The sequence below is a fragment of the Kitasatospora sp. NPDC001527 genome, from assembly GCF_040298605.1.
Lineage (GTDB): Bacteria > Actinomycetota > Actinomycetes > Streptomycetales > Streptomycetaceae > Kitasatospora.
On the sequence record NZ_JBEPAM010000086.1, the window covers coordinates 1 to 17,045 of the forward strand.

General features: G+C 74.2%; 13 protein-coding genes. 6 read left to right on the top strand and 7 right to left on the bottom strand.

The window, feature by feature from the left end:
• Positions 1-95 precede the first annotated feature (95 nt).
• Together ABT238_RS37425 and ABT238_RS37430 are read right to left on the bottom strand one after the other, a co-directional pair.
• Positions 96-557: a GNAT family N-acetyltransferase gene (locus ABT238_RS37425; protein ID WP_350806521.1), complete on the bottom strand. Its 462-nt coding sequence runs from the start codon at positions 555-557 to the stop codon at positions 96-98.
• Positions 558-615: 58 nt separating this feature from the next.
• Complete coding sequence (locus tag ABT238_RS37430; protein WP_350806525.1) at positions 616-1,407, bottom strand: VOC family protein; 792 nt, start codon at positions 1,405-1,407, stop codon at positions 616-618.
• 201 nt (positions 1,408-1,608) lie between these two features.
• On the opposite strand from ABT238_RS37430, the gene recD2 reads away from it, so the two are divergent.
• The 3 genes from recD2 to ABT238_RS37445 all read left to right on the top strand — a co-directional run bounded on the left by recD2 (position 1,609) and on the right by ABT238_RS37445 (position 6,571).
• Positions 1,609-3,801, top strand: a complete 2,193-nt coding sequence (recD2, locus tag ABT238_RS37435) for an SF1B family DNA helicase RecD2 (protein WP_350572450.1) — start codon at positions 1,609-1,611, stop codon at positions 3,799-3,801.
• 224 nt (positions 3,802-4,025) lie between these two features.
• Positions 4,026-5,315 (top strand): citrate synthase, encoded by a 1,290-nt coding sequence (locus ABT238_RS37440; RefSeq protein WP_350572447.1) that lies wholly within the window; start codon positions 4,026-4,028, stop codon positions 5,313-5,315.
• Positions 5,316-5,851: 536 nt separating this feature from the next.
• The gene (locus tag ABT238_RS37445; RefSeq protein WP_350572446.1) at positions 5,852-6,571 is read left to right on the top strand and encodes an SDR family NAD(P)-dependent oxidoreductase; all 720 of its coding nucleotides are present in this window, start codon (positions 5,852-5,854) and stop codon (positions 6,569-6,571) included.
• Between the two features lie 77 nt (positions 6,572-6,648).
• On the opposite strand, the gene ABT238_RS37450 is transcribed toward ABT238_RS37445, so the two are convergent.
• Both ABT238_RS37450 and ABT238_RS37455 read right to left on the bottom strand, forming a co-directional pair.
• Positions 6,649-8,967 carry a heavy metal translocating P-type ATPase gene (locus ABT238_RS37450; protein ID WP_350806533.1) on the bottom strand — a complete coding sequence of 773 codons (2,319 nt, stop codon included), beginning with the start codon at positions 8,965-8,967 and terminating at the stop codon, positions 6,649-6,651.
• Positions 8,968-9,041: 74 nt separating this feature from the next.
• The gene (locus ABT238_RS37455) at positions 9,042-9,260 is read right to left on the bottom strand and encodes a heavy-metal-associated domain-containing protein (protein ID WP_350567178.1); all 219 of its coding nucleotides are present in this window, start codon (positions 9,258-9,260) and stop codon (positions 9,042-9,044) included.
• Between the two features lie 306 nt (positions 9,261-9,566).
• Here ABT238_RS37455 and ABT238_RS37460 point away from each other — a divergent pair, with 306 nt between their 5' ends.
• On the top strand, positions 9,567-10,742 hold the full coding sequence (locus ABT238_RS37460) for a PP2C family protein-serine/threonine phosphatase (RefSeq protein WP_350567180.1): 1,176 nt from the start codon (positions 9,567-9,569) through the stop codon (positions 10,740-10,742).
• A 6-nt stretch (positions 10,743-10,748) separates the two neighbouring features.
• On the opposite strand, the gene dhaL is transcribed toward ABT238_RS37460, so the two are convergent.
• Together dhaL and dhaK are read right to left on the bottom strand one after the other, a co-directional pair.
• Entirely contained in the window at positions 10,749-11,393 is a 645-nt protein-coding gene (gene dhaL, locus ABT238_RS37465) for a dihydroxyacetone kinase subunit DhaL (RefSeq protein WP_350567182.1), read from the bottom strand.
• Between the two features lie 31 nt (positions 11,394-11,424).
• On the bottom strand, positions 11,425-12,420 hold the full coding sequence (gene dhaK / locus ABT238_RS37470; protein WP_350567184.1) for a dihydroxyacetone kinase subunit DhaK: 996 nt from the start codon (positions 12,418-12,420) through the stop codon (positions 11,425-11,427).
• A gap of 126 nt (positions 12,421-12,546) precedes the next feature.
• Between dhaK and dhaM the strand changes: the two genes are divergently transcribed.
• The gene (gene dhaM / locus ABT238_RS37475) at positions 12,547-12,939 is read left to right on the top strand and encodes a dihydroxyacetone kinase phosphoryl donor subunit DhaM (RefSeq protein WP_350567186.1); all 393 of its coding nucleotides are present in this window, start codon (positions 12,547-12,549) and stop codon (positions 12,937-12,939) included.
• Between the two features lie 4 nt (positions 12,940-12,943).
• Here the strand turns inward: dhaM and ABT238_RS37480 are convergent, their stop codons facing one another.
• A complete protein-coding gene (locus ABT238_RS37480) occupies positions 12,944-14,659 on the bottom strand; it encodes a bifunctional 3'-5' exonuclease/DNA polymerase (RefSeq protein ID WP_350806547.1) in 1,716 nt (571 codons plus the stop codon).
• Positions 14,660-14,896: 237 nt separating this feature from the next.
• On the opposite strand from ABT238_RS37480, the gene ABT238_RS37485 reads away from it, so the two are divergent.
• Entirely contained in the window at positions 14,897-16,921 is a 2,025-nt protein-coding gene (locus tag ABT238_RS37485; protein ID WP_350567192.1) for a M3 family metallopeptidase, read from the top strand.
• Positions 16,922-17,045 lie beyond the last annotated feature (124 nt).

Sequence of the window (17,045 nt, forward strand, 5' to 3'; positions counted from 1 at the left end):
TGCAGGGGGGACCCTGTGGGAGAGTAGGACGCCGCCGAACAAATTGTGAGAGAACCCCCGCCGGTATTCCGGCGGGGGTTCTCTGCGTTTCCGGGTCAGAGCGCCAGCTTGAAGCCGACGTGCGAGGGGACGAAGCCGAGGCGCTCGTAGAAGCGGTGCGCGTCGGTACGGGTGGCGTCGGAGGTGAGCTGGACCAGGTCGGCGTCGAGTTCGCGGGAGCGGTCGATCGCCCACTGGATCAGCCGGCCGCCCAGGCCGGTGCCGCGTTCGTCGGCGTGGATGCGGACGGCCTCGATGACGGTGCGGGTCGAGCCCTTCCGGGAGAGGCCCGGGATGACGGTCAGCTGCAGGGTGCCGATGGTCCGGCCGGCGCGTTCGGCGACCACCAGGTGCTGGTGCGGGTCGGCGTCGATGCACGCGAAGGCGGTGCGGTAGGGGGCGAGGTCGCCGGGGCTCTCGCGGGTGGCGCCCAGCGGGTCGTCGGCGAGCATGGCCACGATGGCCGGCAGGTCGTCGCCGGTCGCCCGGCGGATGATCAGGTCGGTCTGGTCGGTCATGATCACACTCTAGGAGGCCCTGGGAGGCCCCTGGAGGGCCGGATGGCGTGATCGGGCGTCAGGAGCCCGGCGGGGCGCTGGTGATGACGGCGAAGACGGCTCCGTGCGGGTCGACGAGCTGGCCCAGCCGGCCGACGCCGTGCACGTCCGTGGCGGGGATCCGGACGGTCGCGCCGAGGCGTTCGGCGGTGGCGAGCCGGGCGTCGACGTCGGGGACCTCGACGTAGGGGAGCCAGTGCGAGGAGGTGCCGGCGGCGGTCTGCTCGGGGCCGAGCTGCATGATGCCGCCGTGGGCGTCCTCCGTGCCGCCGCCGGGCGGGGTGAGCACGGTGTACATGACCTCGCCGACCGGGACGTCCTGCTCCTGCCAGGCGAAGACGGTGCGGTAGAAGGCCTTGGCCGCTTCGGCGTCGACGCTGTAGCACTCCGTCCAGCAGAGGCTGCCGGCCCCGGCGACGGTGTCCAGGCCGCGGACGTCGTGCGGCTGCCAGACCGCGAAGTCGGCGCCGGTGGGGTCGGTGTAGCCCGCCATCCGGCCGCTGGTGAAGACGTTGAACGGGGCGAAGCGGACCCGGCCGCCGGCCTCGCGGACCAGCTCCGTGGTGCGGTCGGCGTCGAGGGTGCAGAAGTAGACGGTCCAGGCGGGGCGGGCGTGGGTGTCGGTGAACGGGCCGAGGGCGGCGACCGTCCGGCCGTCCTGCCGGAAGAAGCCGTAGCCGCCGGCCTCGGGGCCGGCCGAGGTGTAGGTCCAGTCGAACACCTCGGTGTAGAAGGAGACCGAGTCCGCGGTGTCGGGGCTGGTGAGGTCGAGCCAGACGGGGGAGCCGGGGTGGAAGGCGGTGTTGAGCATGGCGGGCTGCCCTTCGACGGCGTGCGCGGTCCCTCCCTCGTCCCTCCAGCCTGGCACCCGGCCCCGAGGTGTCGCACCCGGACGGTACGGTGCGTAGCGGAAGTCGTCCCGCACGGTGAAGGGGGCCCGGTGGCCAGGCAGACAGGGGCGGGGACCGCCGTCGGTGGCGGGTCCGGCCGGGCGGACGCGGCGCCGCGCCAGTTGGCCCAGGTCGAGGGCGTGCTGGAGCGGATCACCTACGCCAACGAGGAGACCGGCTACACGGTGGCCCGGGTCGACACCGGGCGGGGTGGCAACGACCTGCTGACGGTGGTGGGCGCGCTGCTCGGCGCGCAGCCGGGGGAGTCGCTGCGGCTGCACGGGCGGTGGGGTTCGCATCCGCAGTACGGGCGGCAGTTCGTGGTGGAGAACTACACCACGGTGCTGCCGGCGACCGTGCAGGGCATCCAGCGCTACCTGGGGTCGGGGCTGATCAAGGGCATCGGGCCGCGGTTCGCGGAGCGGATCGTGGAGCGCTTCGGGGTGGACACCCTGGAGGTGATCGAGAACGAGCCGGGCCGGCTGATCGAGGTGCCGGGGCTCGGGCCGAAGCGGACGAAGAAGATCGCGGCCGCGTGGGAGGAGCAGAAGGCCATCAAGGAGGTGATGGTCTTCCTGCAGGGGGTCGGGGTCTCGACCTCGCTGGCTGTACGGATCTACAAACAGTACGGGGACGGCTCGATCGGGGTGGTGAAGAACGAGCCCTACCGGCTGGCGTCGGACGTCTGGGGCATCGGCTTCCTCACCGCGGACCGGATCGCCCAGGCCGTGGGCATCCCGCACGACAGCCCGGAGCGGGTGAAGGCGGGGCTGCAGTACGCGCTGTCGCAGAGCAGCGACCAGGGGCACTGCTACCTGCCGGAGGAGCGGCTGATCGCGGACGGCGTGAAGCTGCTCCAGGTGGACGTGGGGCTGGTGATCGACTGCCTGGCGGAGCTGGTGGCAGTGGAGGGGGTGGTGCGCGAGCAGGTGCCGGGGGTGGGCGGCGAGCCGATCACGGCGGTGTACCTGGTGCCGTTCCACCGGGCGGAGATCTCGCTGGCGAACCAGCTGCTGCGGCTGCTGCGGGCGGACACCGACCGGATGCCGTGGTTCGGGGACGTGGACTGGCCGGCCGCGCTGGCCTGGCTGGCCCGGCGGACGGGGGCGGAGCTGGCGCCGGAGCAGGAGCAGTCGGTGCGGCTGGCGCTGACCGAGAAGGTCGCGGTGCTGACCGGCGGGCCGGGGTGCGGCAAGTCCTTCACGGTGAAGTCGATCGTGACGCTGGCGCTGGCCAAGCGGGCCAAGGTGGTGCTGGCGGCGCCGACCGGGCGGGCGGCGAAGCGGCTGTCGGAGCTGACCGGGGTGGAGGCCTCGACGGTGCACCGGCTGCTGGAGCTGCGGCCGGGCGGGGACGCCGCGTACGACCGGGACCGGCCGCTGGACGCGGACCTGGTGGTCGTCGACGAGGCGTCGATGCTGGACCTGATCCTGGCGAACAAGCTGGTCAAGGCGGTGGCGCCGGGGGCGCACCTGCTGTTCGTGGGGGACGTCGACCAGCTGCCCTCGGTGGGGGCGGGGGAGGTGCTGCGGGACCTGCTGGCCGAGGGCGGGCCGATCCCGTCGGTGCGGCTGACCCGGATCTTCCGGCAGGCCCAGCAGTCGGGGGTGGTGACCAACGCGCACCGGATCAACGAGGGCCTGCCGCCGCTGACCGAGGGCCTGCCGGACTTCTTCCTGTTCGCGGAGGACGACGCGGAGCGGGCGGCGGGCCTGACGGTGGACGTGGTGGCGCGGCGGATCCCGCAGAAGTTCGGCTACGACGCCCGGCGCGACGTGCAGGTGCTGGCGCCGATGCACCGCGGCCCGGCCGGGGCGGGGAACCTCAACACGCTGCTGCAGGCGGCCGTGACGCCGGCCCGCGAGGGGCTCGCCGAGCGGCGGTTCGGCGGGCGGACGTTCCGGGTGGGGGACAAGGTCACGCAGGTCCGCAACAACTACGACAAGGGGCGGAACGGGATCTTCAACGGCACCGTGGGCGTGGTGACGTCCCTCAGCGTGGACGACCAGCGCCTGACGGTGCTGACGGACGAGGACGAGGAGGTGCCCTACGACTTCGACGAGCTGGACGAGTTGGCGCACGCCTACGCGGTGACGATCCACCGCTCGCAGGGCAGCGAGTACCCGGTGGTGGTGATTCCGGTCACCATGTCCGCCTGGACGATGCTCCAGCGAAATCTGCTCTACACGGCGGTGACCAGGGCCCGAAAACTGGTCGTGCTGGTGGGGTCACGGAAAGCGATCGGGCAGGCGGTTCGCAGCGTCAGCGCAGGTCGGAGGCATGCCGCGCTGGACCACAGGCTTGCGTCTGGATGATTCTCCAAGGGATGGTTGCCTCTATTGTTCTCTTGACGTGAAGAGATTTACGGCAGAGCCTGGTGGGGTGCCGATCTTGTCCGGTTCGTACCGGCTGCGGCGGCAGGTTTTGTAGGGGCGGGCCCTTTCGGGTCACCCCGGGTGCGCGGCTGTCCGCCGGATGGGGGATGGTAGAGACAGTCAGGGCACCTTGGAAGAGGATTCATTTCGTCGGTGAGGAAGACGTGAGCGACAACTCGGTAGTACTGCGGTACCAGGACGGCGAGTACGAATACCCCGTCGTCGAGAGCACTGCGGGCAACGCCGGCTTCGACATCTCGAAGCTGCTCCCGCAGACCGGCCTGGTCACCCTGGACAACGGCTTCGGCAACACCGCCGCCTACAAGTCCGCGATCACCTTCGTGGACGGTGACAACGGCATCCTGCGGTACCGCGGTTACCCGATCGAGCAGCTCGCCGGCAAGGGTGACTTCATCGAGACCGCGTACCTGCTGATCAACGGCGAGCTGCCGAACTCCGGGCAGCTCGCGCAGTTCAACCGCGAGATCACCCAGCACACCCTGCTGCACGAGGACGTCAAGCGCTTCTTCCAGGGCTTCCCGCGGGACGCCCACCCGATGGCGATGCTGTCCTCGGTGGTCGGCGCGCTGTCGACGTTCTACCCGGAGAGCCACAACCCGTTCGACGCGGCCCAGCGCCACCTGTCGACGGTCCGCCTGCTGGCGAAGCTCCCGACCATCGCGGCGTACGCGTACAAGAAGGCGATGGGCCAGCCCTTCGTCTACCCGCGCAACGACCTGAGCTACGTCGAGAACTTCCTGCGGATGACCTTCGCGGTCCCCGCCGAGGACTACGAGCTCAACCCGGTCGTCGTCAACGCGCTCGACAAGCTGCTGATCCTGCACGCGGACCACGAGCAGAACTGCTCGACCTCCACCGTGCGCCTGGTCGGCTCCAGTCACGCCAACCTGTTCGCCTCCATCTCGGCGGGCATCTCGGCGCTGTGGGGCCCGCTGCACGGCGGCGCCAACCAGGCCGTGCTGGAGATGCTGGAGAGCATCAAGGCCGACGGCGGCGACGTCGACGCCTTCATCACCAAGGTCAAGAACCGCGAGGCCGGCGTCAAGCTGATGGGCTTCGGCCACCGCGTGTACAAGGCCTTCGACCCGCGCGCCGCGCAGGTCAAGCAGCTCGCCCACGAGGTGCTCGGCCAGCTCGGCAAGTCCGACGAGCTGCTGGACATCGCGCTCAAGCTGGAGGAGCACGCGCTCAAGGACGACTTCTTCGTCTCGCGCAAGCTCTACCCGAACGTGGACTTCTACACCGGCCTGATCTACCGCGCCATGGGCTTCCCGACCAGCATGTTCACCGTGCTGTTCGCCCTCGGCCGGCTGCCGGGCTGGATCGCCCACTGGCACGAGATGATCAACGACCCGACCAGCCGGATCGGCCGTCCGCGCCAGATCTACACCGGCACCGCGATCCGCGACTACGTGGAGATCGACGCCCGCTGACGCCGTGCGCCCGCACTGACGTCACCAGCACGCCCTGACACCGTGCCACGAAGGCCCGGCCGCACTCCCGCGGCCGGGCCCTCGTGCTTCTCCGCAACGTCCGGCGCACGACTCCGGGGGCGGCTGTGGACCAGGGACGGCCGCTCAAAGCGTCCCTGACCCCGCCACACCCCGGCGCCGTGCGCGAAGGCCGCCAACCGTCGGCGACCGACCCGGGGCCCGCCGGAGCCCCGTCGGCGGCAGTGGTGGTCACGCGTCGACGCTGTGCCGTTCGCCGCGTCTCCGCCCACCGTAAAACTGCCGCACTACCAACCTAAGACGTATCAGGGTGTGAGAAGTTACGCCCGGGGGGTGTGAGCTGCCTCTCGCCACGCTCCGTGTGCGTGCGGTGCCGCCCCCATACCACACCTTCCACCGGCCGCGACGTCACCCTCCCCGCAGTCACGGCAACCGAGCGTGATAGGAATCGTGGCATTCCGGTACGGACCGTCCCGCACCTCGCAGCGTGGCGGCGGAGCTGGGGAGGGAGTGCGCAGATGACCAGGAACGTGGTTGTCACCGGCGGTGGCACGGGGATCGGGTACGAGGTGGCGCGGCGGTTCGCCGAGGCGGGCGAACGGGTCGTGATCGTCGGCCGTCGGCGGGCGGTGCTGGAGGACGCCGCCGGGGCCCTCGGAGCGAACGTGACCCCGCTGGTGTGCGACCTCGCCGACCCGGACGCCGTGGAGGGCGCGCTGGCCGGACTGCCCGAGCGGATCGACGTGCTGGTGAACAACGCGGGCAGCCGGGAGACCGTGATCGGCGCCGGACCGCACGCCCTGCTGGCCCGCTGGCGCGGGGACTTCGAGCGCAACGTGCTGACCGCGGTGCTGCTCACCGAGTCGGTCCGCGACCGGCTCACCCCGGGCTCCGGCCGGGTGGTCACCATCAGCTCGATCGCCGCCCTGCGCGGGGCCGGCTCCTACGGGGCGGCGAAGGCCTCGCTGCACGCCTGGAACCACTTCCTCGCCGCCCAGCTCGGCACCTCGGGCATCACCGCCAACATCGTGGCGCCGGGGACGGTGGCGGGCACCGAGTTCTTCGGGCCGCGGCTGGACGAGGCGGAGGTCTCCCGGCGGGCGGCCCGCACGCTGCTCGGGCGGATCGGGGAGACCGGCGAGGTGGCGGCGGCCGTCCACTTCCTGGCCTCGCCGGAGGCCGGGTTCATCACCGGCGAGATCCTGCACTGCAACGGCGGCGAGCTGCTCGGCCGCTGAGCCGCCCCGGAACGCCGCAGGGCCCGTACCGCGTCGGCGGTACGGGCCCTGCCCGGTCTCCGGGGCGCGGACGCGGGTCAGACGGCCGCCCGGAAGCGGCGCAGCCGCAGGCTGTTGGTGAGCACGAAGACCGAGGAGAAGGCCATCGTGGCACCGGCGATCATCGGGTTGAGCAGTCCGGCGGCGGCCAGCGGGATCGCCGCCACGTTGTAGCCGAAGGCCCAGAACAGGTTGCCCTGGATGGTGCGCAGGGTCCGGCGGGAGAGCCGGATGGCGTCGGCGGCCGAGCGCAGGTCGCCGCGGACGAGGGTGAGGTCGCCCGCCTCGATGGCGGCGTCGGTGCCGGTGCCCATGGCGAGGCCGAGGTCGGCCTGGGCGAGCGCGGCGGCGTCGTTGACGCCGTCGCCGACCATCGCGACGATCCGGCCCTCGGCCTGGAGGGTCTCCACGGCGGCGACCTTGTCCTCGGGCAGCACCTCGGCGTGGACGTTCTCGGCCGGGATGCCGACCTCGGCGGCGACGGCCTCGGCGACCGCCCGGTTGTCCCCGGTGAGCAGGACCGGGGTGAGCCCGAGGGCGCGCAGTTCGGCGATCGCCTCGGCGCTGGTGGGCTTGACGGCGTCGGCGACCTCCAGCACGGCCCGGGCCTCGCCGTCCCAGCCGACCGCGACGGTGGTCCGCCCGGCGGCCTCGGCGGCGCGCTTGGCCCCGGCCAGGGCGGCGGGCAGCGGCCTACCGTGGTCGGCCAGCAGGGCCTCGCGGCCGGCGACGACCGCGCGGCCCTCGACGACGCCCCGGACGCCGAGGCCGGGGACGTTCTCGAAGCCCTCGACGGCGGGCAGGGTGCCGAGCCTCTCGGCGGCGGCGGTCGCGACGGCGGCGGCGATCGGGTGCTCGGAGGCGTGCTCGACGGCGCCGGCCAGGCGCAGCGCCTCCTCCTCGGTGACGCCCTCGGCGGTGTGCACGGCGTGCAGCGCCATCCGGCCGGTGGTGACGGTGCCGGTCTTGTCGAGGACGATCGTGTCCACCCGGCGGGTGTTCTCCAGCACCTCGGGGCCCTTGATGAGGATGCCGAGCTGGGCGCCGCGGCCGGTGCCGACCATCAGGGCGGTCGGGGTGGCCAGGCCCAGGGCGCAGGGGCAGGCGATGATCAGCACGGCGACGGCGGCGGTGAACGCCTCGGTGGCGCTCTCGGTGGTCAGCAGCCAAGCGACCAGGGTGCCGAGCGCGATGAGGATCACCACGGGGACGAAGACGGCGGAGATCCGGTCGGCGAGGCGCTGGGCGGCGGCCTTGCCGTTCTGCGCGTCCTCGACCAGCCTGGCCATCCGGGCGAGCTTGGTGTCGGCGCCGACCCGGGTGGCCTCGACCACCAGGCGCCCGCCCGCGTTGACGGTGGCGCCGGTGACGGTGTCGCCGACGGCGACCTCGACGGGCACGGACTCGCCGGTGAGCATCGAGGCGTCGACGGCGGAGGCGCCCTCGACGACCACGCCGTCGGTGGCGATCTTCTCGCCGGGGCGCACCACGAAGCGCGTCCCGACGGTGAGGTGCTCGACCGGCAGCCGGACCTCGCGGCCGCCCCGCAGCACGGCGACGTCCTTGGCGCCGAGGTCCAGCAGGGCGTGCAGGGCGGCTCCGGCGCGGCGCCTGGAGCGGGCCTCCAGGTAGCGGCCGAGCAGGATCAGCACGGTGACGGCGGAGGCCGTCTCCAGGTAGAGCATGGACGAGGCGTCGGCGTCCCCGACCGAGGCCGAGAACTCGTGCCGCATGCCGGGCGTGCCGGCGTCGCCCCAGAACAGGGCCCAGAAGGACCAGCCGAAGGCGGCCAGGGTGCCGAGCGAGACCAGGGTGTCCATGGTCGCCGCGCCGTGCTTGAGGTTGGTCCAGGCGGCGCGGTGGAAGGGCAGGCCGCCGTAGACCACGACGGGGCCGGTGAGGGCGAAGGCCAGCCACTGCCAGTTGGTGAACTGGAGGACGGGGATCATCGACCAGAGGACCACCGGCAGGCTGAGCACGGCGCTGACGAGCAGCCGGTCGAGCAGCGGGTCGGCCGCCTGCGGGCGGGCGGCGCCGGCCGGAGCCCCGGCCGGGGCGGCGGGCACGGGTGGCGGGGGGAGTTCGGCGGTGTAGCCGGTGTTCTCCACGGTGGCGATCAGGTCGGCGACCGTGACGTCCGGCGCGAAGGCGACCCTGGCCTTCTCGGTGGCGTAGTTGACGGTGGCCTCGACGCCGGCCATCCGGTTCAGCTTCTTCTCGATCCGCGCGGCACAGGCGGCGCAGGTCATGCCGCCGATCTGGAGTTCGACGCTCTCGCGGACCGCGGTGGGGTCCTCCTGGCCGGCTATGGCGGTCGCCGTGTCCGGGGAGGCGGAGCCCGGGGTGGAGGTGCTCATGTGCTGATCAGCTCCTAGGGGAGGGGCACGGCGGGGGCGGGGTTCGCCGGGCCCCCGCCGCGCGGCGGGGGCTCTCAGGCGGCGCGGCCGACCAGCTCGTAGCCGGCCTCGTCGACGGCGGCGCGCACCAGGTCGTCGTCCAGCGGGGCGGCCGCGGAGACGGTGACCGTGCCGGCCTTGGCGTCCGCGGACACCTCGGTGACCCCGTTGAGGGTGGAGAGCTCCTTGCTGACCGAGCTCTCGCAGTGTCCGCAGCTCATGCCGGTGACGGTGTAGGTGATGGTGCTGGACATCGTGCCCTCCGGAAGGTCGGTACGGCCGCGAGCGTACGCCCGGGCCCGGCTGATAACCACACCATACCCCTAAGGGGTATTATGTAGGGGTACGGATCGTGTGGTGTGGGTCGCATTCCGGATGGTGCCCGTGGGTCGCCCGGGCGTCATCGGTGCGCCCCCGAGAGCAGAGCGTAGGCGTCCGGGCACGCTGCGCCCGGATCCGCGCCGTCGCGCGGGCGGAATCCACCGCCCGGCGGCCTCCGGGGCCGCCGGCGGGCGGGGGGTGCGCAGGTGGGCGTACTGATCGTCCGTTATGTTCGATATGTGTTCCCGATCCGCCGTGCCCAGTCGCCGTCCGTCCCGACCGGCGCCGGGCAGTCGCCGTCCCGGCGGCGCAACGCGCTGCTCGCCGTCGACCTGCTCGACATCCCGTTCTGGCGGCGGGCCGCCCCGGCGCTGATCGCGATCGTGCTGGTCGGGATCGCCGACCTGTACTCCGGCCAGGACCGCTACCTCGCGCCGCTGATGACCGTCGTCCCGAGCGTCGCCGCGCTCACCCTGCGGCCGCTCGAACTGCTCGGCGTCTGCTCGATCGGTCTGCTCGCCGTCTTCGGCCTCAGCCACTACGACCAGGTCGACAACCTCAACGACGTCCGCTTCCTGTGGGGCGCGATGGTCAGCTACCTGGTGCTCTCGGTGTTCTCCGCCTGGGTCGCCAGGATCCGGATGCGCCGGGCCGCCGCGTACGCCGCGGTCAGCTCGGTCGCGGAGGCGGCGCAGCGCGCGCTGCTGCGGCTGCCCGGGCCGGTCGTCGGGCCGCTGCACCTCGCCGTGCGGTACGTCTCCGCCGCCGACGCCTCCAGGATCGGCGGGGACCTCTACTCCGTCCTGGAGACCCCGTACGGCACCCGGGTGGCGGTCGGCGACGTGCGGGGCAAGGGGCTCGGCGCGGTGCAGACCGCCGCCGTGGTGCTCGGCGCCTTCCGGGAGGCCGCGTACGACGAGGCGGGGCTGCGCGGGGTGGCCGCCCGGATCGAGGCCAGCGTGGAGCGGCACGTGCCGGACGGCGAGTTCACCACGGCGCTGTTCGCGGAGTTCCGCCGGTCCGGCACGGTCCAGCTGCTCCAGTACGGGCACGTCCCGCCGATCCGGGTGGACGCGCAGGGCCTGGCGCACGTCCTGGACGCGCCGGACCCGTGGGTGCCGCTCGGCCTCGGGCGGCTGGCCGCCGGCGAGCCGAGCACCTGGGACCAGCCGTTCGGCACCGACGACGTGCTGGTGCTCTGCACCGACGGCGTGATCGAGGCCAAGCACCGGCACAGCGGCGCGTTCTACCCGCTCGCCGAGCGGGTCGGCCCGCTGGTCCGGGGCGCGGCCCGCTCCGCGGCGGAGCTGGAGGCGGCGGTCGGGCGGGTCTACGCCGACCTGCTGGCGCACACCGGCGGCGAGCTGCGGGACGACGCGCTGCTGCTGCTGATCACCCGGACCGACACGGCGTGAGCCGCCTCAGCCGGTGACCGCGGCGAGAGCGCGGAAGAGCAGGGCGGTGGAGGTGGCCCCCGGGTCCTGGTGGCCGACGCTGCGCGGGCCCAGGTAGGAGGCGCGCCCCTTGCGGGCCTGCAGCGGCACGGTGTCCAGGGCGCCCCGCTCGGCGCCCTCGGCCGCGGCCTTCGCGGCCTCCGGCAGGGCGGCGCCGGCGGCCACCGCCGCCCGGTAGGCGTCCAGCGCGGGCGTCCAGGCGTCGACGATGGTCTTGTCGCCCGGCTCGGCCTTGCCGAGCTCCCGCACCGCGCGCAGGCCGGCCGCCAGCGCCTCGCCGAGCCCGGCCGCGTCGGCGGGCGCCTCGCCGGGCTGCGGCAGCGCGGCGCCGATCGCCCGGAACGCCTTGCCGTAGAGCGGGCCGGAGGCGCCGCCGACCTTGGAGATCAGCGTGCTGCCGGTCTTGGTCAGCAGTGCTCCGGGCCCGGCGGGGGCCGGGGCGTCCGGCGCGTCCAGGGCGGCCAGCACGGCGGTGAAGCCGCGCCGCAGGTTGCTGCCGTGGTCGCCGTCGCCGATCGCGGAGTCCAGCTCGGTGAGGCGCCCGTGCTCCTGCTCGACCGCGGCGGCGATCGCGCGGACCCAGGCCTCGGCGAGGCGGGTGTCGACGTCCATCTCGGGTGCTCCTGTTCTGCTGTTCCGCCGGTCAGGCGCGCTTGAGGGCGGGGGTGTCCACCGGGGCGTCCCACAGTTCCAGCAACTCGCCGTCCGCCCGGGTGAGGGTGAGCGAGAAGCCGGCCATGTCCAGGCTGGTCACGTAGTTGCCGACCAGGCTGCGGGCCACCGTGATGCCGTGCTCGGCCAGCCGGGCGGCGACCTCGCCGAAGACGACGTACAGCTCCATCAGCGGTGTTGCGCCCAGGCCGTTGACCAGGGCGATCACCTCGTCGCCGGCGGTCAGGTGGTGGTCGGTGAGGATCGTCTCCACCACCTCGGTGACCAGCTCGCGGGCCGGGCGCAGCCGCTCCCGCCGCCGGCCCGGCTCGCCGTGGATGCCGACGCCCACCTCGATCTCGTCCTCGGCCAGCTCGAAGCCGGGCTTGCCGGCCGCCGGGACGGTCGCCGCGGTGAGCGCGATCGCGAACGAGCGGGAGGCCGCGTTCACCCGCTCGCCGACGGCGGCCACCCGGTCCAGCGGCGCGCCGCGCTCGGCGAGCGCGCCCGCGATCTTCTCCACCAGGACCGTCGCGCCGGTTCCGCGCCGGCCGGCCGTCCAGGTCGAGTCCTCGACCGCGACGTCGTCGTTGACCAGGACGGTGCGGACCTCGATGCCCTCCTCGGCGGCCAGCTCCGCGGCGAGCTCGAAGTTCATCACGTCGCCGGTGTAGTTCTTGACGACGAACACCACGCCGGCGCCGGAGTCCACGGCCTTGGCGGCGGCCAGCATCTGGTCGGGGACGGGGGAGGTGAACACCTCGCCGGGGCAGGCCGCGTCCAGCATGCCGGGGCCGACGAAGCCGCCGTGCAGCGGCTCGTGCCCGGAACCGCCGCCGGACACCAGCGCCACCTTGGGCGCGGCCGGCCGGACGGCCCGGGTGATCACCCGGGCGGCGATGTCGACCGCCAGCTCCGGATGGGCGGCGGCCAGCCCGGCCAGCGCGTCCTCCAGGACGGTCTCCGCGGCGTTGATGAGCTTCTTCACGGCGTACGCGCTCCCCTCGGCAGACGGTGCTGACCCGACGCTACGCCAGACGGAGGTCCCGGGCACGGAATCCGACACGCGGGAGACGACTCACCCGCGTGGCGCATTCGATCTAGGGTCGGAGCCATGAGTGGACACGTGGGCATCGTTCTGGTCTCGCACAGTGCGGCGCTGGCCGCCGGGTTGAAGGAACTGCTGGCGGAGCTCGCCTCGGAGGAGGTGCGGGTGGTGGTGGCGGCCGGGACCGAGGACGGCGGGCTCGGGACCAGCTACGAGCTGATCGCGCGGGCCGTCGCCGAGGCGGACGCCGGGGCCGGGGTCGCGGTGCTGCCGGACCTCGGGAGTTCGGTGCTGACGGCGGTGACCGTGCTGGAGGACGCGCCGCGTCCCGGGGTGGTGCTGGTCGACGCGCCGTTCGTGGAGGGGGCGGTGGCCGCGGCGGTGACCGCCTCGACCGGCGCGGCGCTCACCGAGGTGGTGGCGGCGGCCGAGGAGGCGCGCGGCTTCCGCAAGCTGTGAGGGCTCACTTGGCGTCGGCGTAGCACTCCACCACGGCGGTGCTGAGCGGGAACCGCACCGGCGTGTCGCCGAAGACCAGCCGGCGGGCCTCGTCGGCCGCCGCGTCGACCGCCGCCGCCACCTCGTCGGCCAGGTTGGCCGGGGTGTGCACCATCACCTCGTCGTGCTGGAAGAACACCAGGTGCGGGCGGTCGGCGGCGGTGGCCACCGGGAGTTCGGCGAGCCGGCGGCGCAGCGCGGCCAGCAGGGCCAGCGCCCAGTCGGCGGCGCTGGCCTGGATGACGAAGTTGCGGGTGAACCGGCCGCGGGCGCGGGCCGAGCGGCCGGCGGCGTCGCCCGCCGTCTCGGGCGCCTCGGTGAGGTCCAGGAAGTCGGCCGAGGCGGGCGGGCACGGGCGGCCCAGCCGGGAGGCGACCACGCCGCCGTCCTCGCCGGTGCGGGCCGCCGCCTCGACGTAGCCCATCGCGGCCGGGTAGCGGCCGCGCAGGGTGGCCAGCAGCGGGCCGATGTCGCCGCTGGTCTGGCCGTACATGGCGCCGAGCAGGCCCAGCTTGGCCTTGTCGCGGTCGCCGTGGAAGGCGGTGGCGGCCAGCGCCTCGTACAGGTCGCCGCCGGCGGCGCTGCGGGCGAGGCCGGCGTCCTGGGAGAGCGCGGCGAGCACCCGCGGCTCCAGCTGGGCGGCGTCGGCGACCACCAGCAGCCAGCCCGGGTCGGCGACCACGGCGCGGCGCAGGATGCGCGGGATCTGCAGCGCGCCGCCGCCCCGGCTGGCCCAGCGGCCGGAGACCACGCCGCCGACCACGTACTCGGGGCGGAACCGGCCGCCGCGCGCCCAGGCGTCCTGCCAGGCCCAGCCGTGCGCGACGTGGATCCGGGACAGCTCCTTGTAGCGGACCAGCAGCCGGGCCGCCGGGTGGTCGACGGTCTTCAGCTCCCAGGAGCGGGTGGAGCCGAGCGGGATGCCGGCGTCGGCGAAGGCGCGCAGCACCTGGCTGTGCGAGTCGGGGTTGAACGGGCGCCCGCCGAGCGCCCGCTGGAGCTCCGCGGCGAGTTCGGCGAGCAGCCGCGGCTGGGTGCCGGGCACGGTGGGGCGCGGGCCGAGCAGCTCGGTGAGCAGCCGGTCGTGGACGTCGGTGCTCCAGGGCAGGCCGTCGTGGGCCATCTCGGCGGCGGCCAGCGCGCCCGCCGACTCGGCGGCGACCAGCAGCCGGAAGCGGGAGCGGGCGGCCGGGTCGGCGATCGCGGCGAGCCGGCGCTGCTGCTCGGCGTGCACGGCGACCACGGCGGCCAGCGGGTCGGTGCCGGGCGGCAGCTGGAGCCGGTCGGGGGCGAACAGGGTGTCCTGGCCGTCGCCGGCCTCGGCCGAGCCCGGCTCGGGCAGGTCGGCGGGGACGGGCAGGCCGCGCAGCCGGGCCCAGCCGGCGCCGAGCGAGCGCGGGGCGCCGAAGCGGCCCTCGTGGGCGAGCAGCAGCGCCTCGACCAGCCGCAGGTCGTGGCAGCGGGCGAGCCGGTCGGGCAGCCGGGGGAGCAGCGGCGCGTACCCGGAGTCGGCGGCGGCCCACACCCAGCGGGGGTGCTCGGCGGCCTCCCGCCGGGCGACGGCGGCGGCGAGGTCGGGTGCGGCCTCGGGCGGGCCGAGCGGGGCGCCGGCGTCGTCGAGCGGCTGGAGCCGGCCGCCGGGGCCGTGCGGATCGGGGGCGAGGGCGATCCGGGGTGCCATGGGGGGGCTCCTCCTCTCGTACGGGCGGTCATCGGCGGGGCCGTCCGCTGCGCGCACGGGGGCGTACGGGCGGCCGGTGTCGACGGTAGCGGGAGGGTACGACAAGCGGAGCCGCGCCGTCCGGCGGCGGGCCCGGACGGTGCCCGGGCGGCCCCCGGGCGCGCGGCGGGGCGGGAGCGCCCGGCTGCCGGGTGGGGGCCGTAGGCAGTGCCGATGACAGCGCGTAAGGTCGGCGAAATGACCGAGAACCCGTTCTTCAGGCCCAGCACCCTGGCCTACGAACTGCCGCCGTTCGCCGAGATCCGGCCGGAGCACTACCTGCCCGCCTTCGAGCGCGGGATGGCCGAGCAGCTCGCCGAGATCGCCGCGATCACCGCCGACCCGCAGCCGCCGACGGTCGAGAACACCCTGCTCGCCCTGGAGCGCTCGGGCAGGCTGCTGCACCGGGTCCGGGTGGTCTTCGAGAACCACTCCGCCGCCGACACCACCCCCGAGGTCGACCGGATCGACGCCGAGGTCAGCCCCCGGCTGGCCGCGCACCGGGACGCGATCCACCTGGACGCCGCGCTGTTCGCCCGGATCGAGGAGCTGCACGCCCGCCGCGCCGAACTGGACCTGGACCCGCAGACGCTGCGGCTGCTGGAGCGCCGTCACACCGCGTTCGTCCGGGCCGGCGCCCGGCTGGGCGCCGGGGAGCAGGCCCGGCTGCGCGCGATCAACACCGAACTGGCCTCCGCCTCCTCGGAGTTCCGGCAGAACGTGTCCGCCGACTCGCAGGCCAGGGCGCTGGTGCTGGACTCCGCCGAGCAGCTGGCCGGCCTTTCGGCCGACGAGATCGCGGCGGCCGCCGAGAACGGCCGGGCGCTCGGGCACCCGGGCACGTACGTGCTGAGCCTGAAGAACTTCTCCAACCAGACCGAGCTCGCCTCGCTCACCGACCGCTCGGTGCGCGAGCGGCTGCTCGCCGCCTCGCTCGACCGCGCCGCCGACACCAACGGCCCGCTGGCGATCCGGATGGCCGCGCTGCGCGCCGAGCGCGCCCGGCTGCTCGGCCACGACACCCACGCCGCCTACGTGGTGGCCGACGAGACGGCCGGCACCGTGGAGGCGGTGGACGCGCTGCTCGCCCGGCTGGTGCCGCCGGCCGTGGCCAACGCCCGCCGGGAGGCCGCCGAGCTGGCCAAGGTCGCCGCCGCCGACGGCGTCGAGGAGATCGCCGCGCACGACTGGGCGTACTACTCGGAGCAGGTCCGGCAGACCTCGTACCAGGTGGACGCGGCGGCGCTGCGCCCGTACTTCGAGCTGGAGCGGGTGCTGCGCGACGGCGTGTTCTTCGCCGCGAACCTGGCCTACGGGGTGACCTTCACCGAGCGGCCGGACCTCGTCGGCTACCACCCGGACACCCGGGTCTTCGAGGTGTTCGACGCGGACGGCTCCGCGCTCGGCCTGTTCCTCGGCGACTTCCACGCCCGGGCGTCCAAGCGCGGCGGCGCCTGGATGGACGAGCTGGTCTCCCAGTCCGGCCTGCTGGGGCAGCGGCCGGTGGTCTACAACAACCTGAACATCGCCAAGCCGGCGCCCGGCGAGCCGGTGCTGCTGTCCTGGGACGAGGTCCGCACGCTGTTCCACGAGTTCGGGCACGCGCTGCACGGGCTGTTCTCGGACGTCCGCCACCCGTACGTGGCGGGCACGGCCGTGCCGCGGGACTTCGTGGAGTTCCCCTCGCAGGTCAACGAGATGTGGATGGTGTGGCCGGAGGTGCTGGCCAACTACGCCCGGCACCACGAGACGGGCGAGCCGCTGCCGGCCGAGCTGGTCGAGCGGATGGCGGCGGCGGAGTCCTTCGGGCAGGGCTTCCGGACCGTCGAGTACCTGGCGGCGGCGCTGCTGGACTGGGCCTGGCACACCCTGCCGGAGGGCCATGAGGTCGCGGACGCCCGGGAGTTCGAGGCGGCGGCGCTGGCGAAGGCCGGGCTGGCGCTGGCGGCCGTCCCGCCGCGCTACCGGACCACCTACTTCGGGCACATCTTCGCGGGCGGGTACAGCGCGGGCTACTACGCGTACATCTGGTCGGAGGTGCTGGACGCCGACACGGTGGAGTGGTTCAAGGGCAACGGCCGCGGCGTGCGGGAGAGCGGCGAGGTGTTCCGGCGCGAGCTGCTGGCGCGCGGCGACTCCCGGGACGCGCTGGACTCCTTCCGCGCGGTGGTCGGGCGCGGCCCGGAGACCGGCCCGCTGCTGGCCCGCCGCGGGTTGGTGTAGCAGCGCGCCGGGGCCCGGCGGCACCCGACCGGGCCCCCGGGCCCCGCGGGAGGCCGGGTGGGGGGGGTGCCGGTCCGGGGGGGCCCGGGGGGGCGGGGGGGGCCGGGCCCCGGCGGGGGCCGGC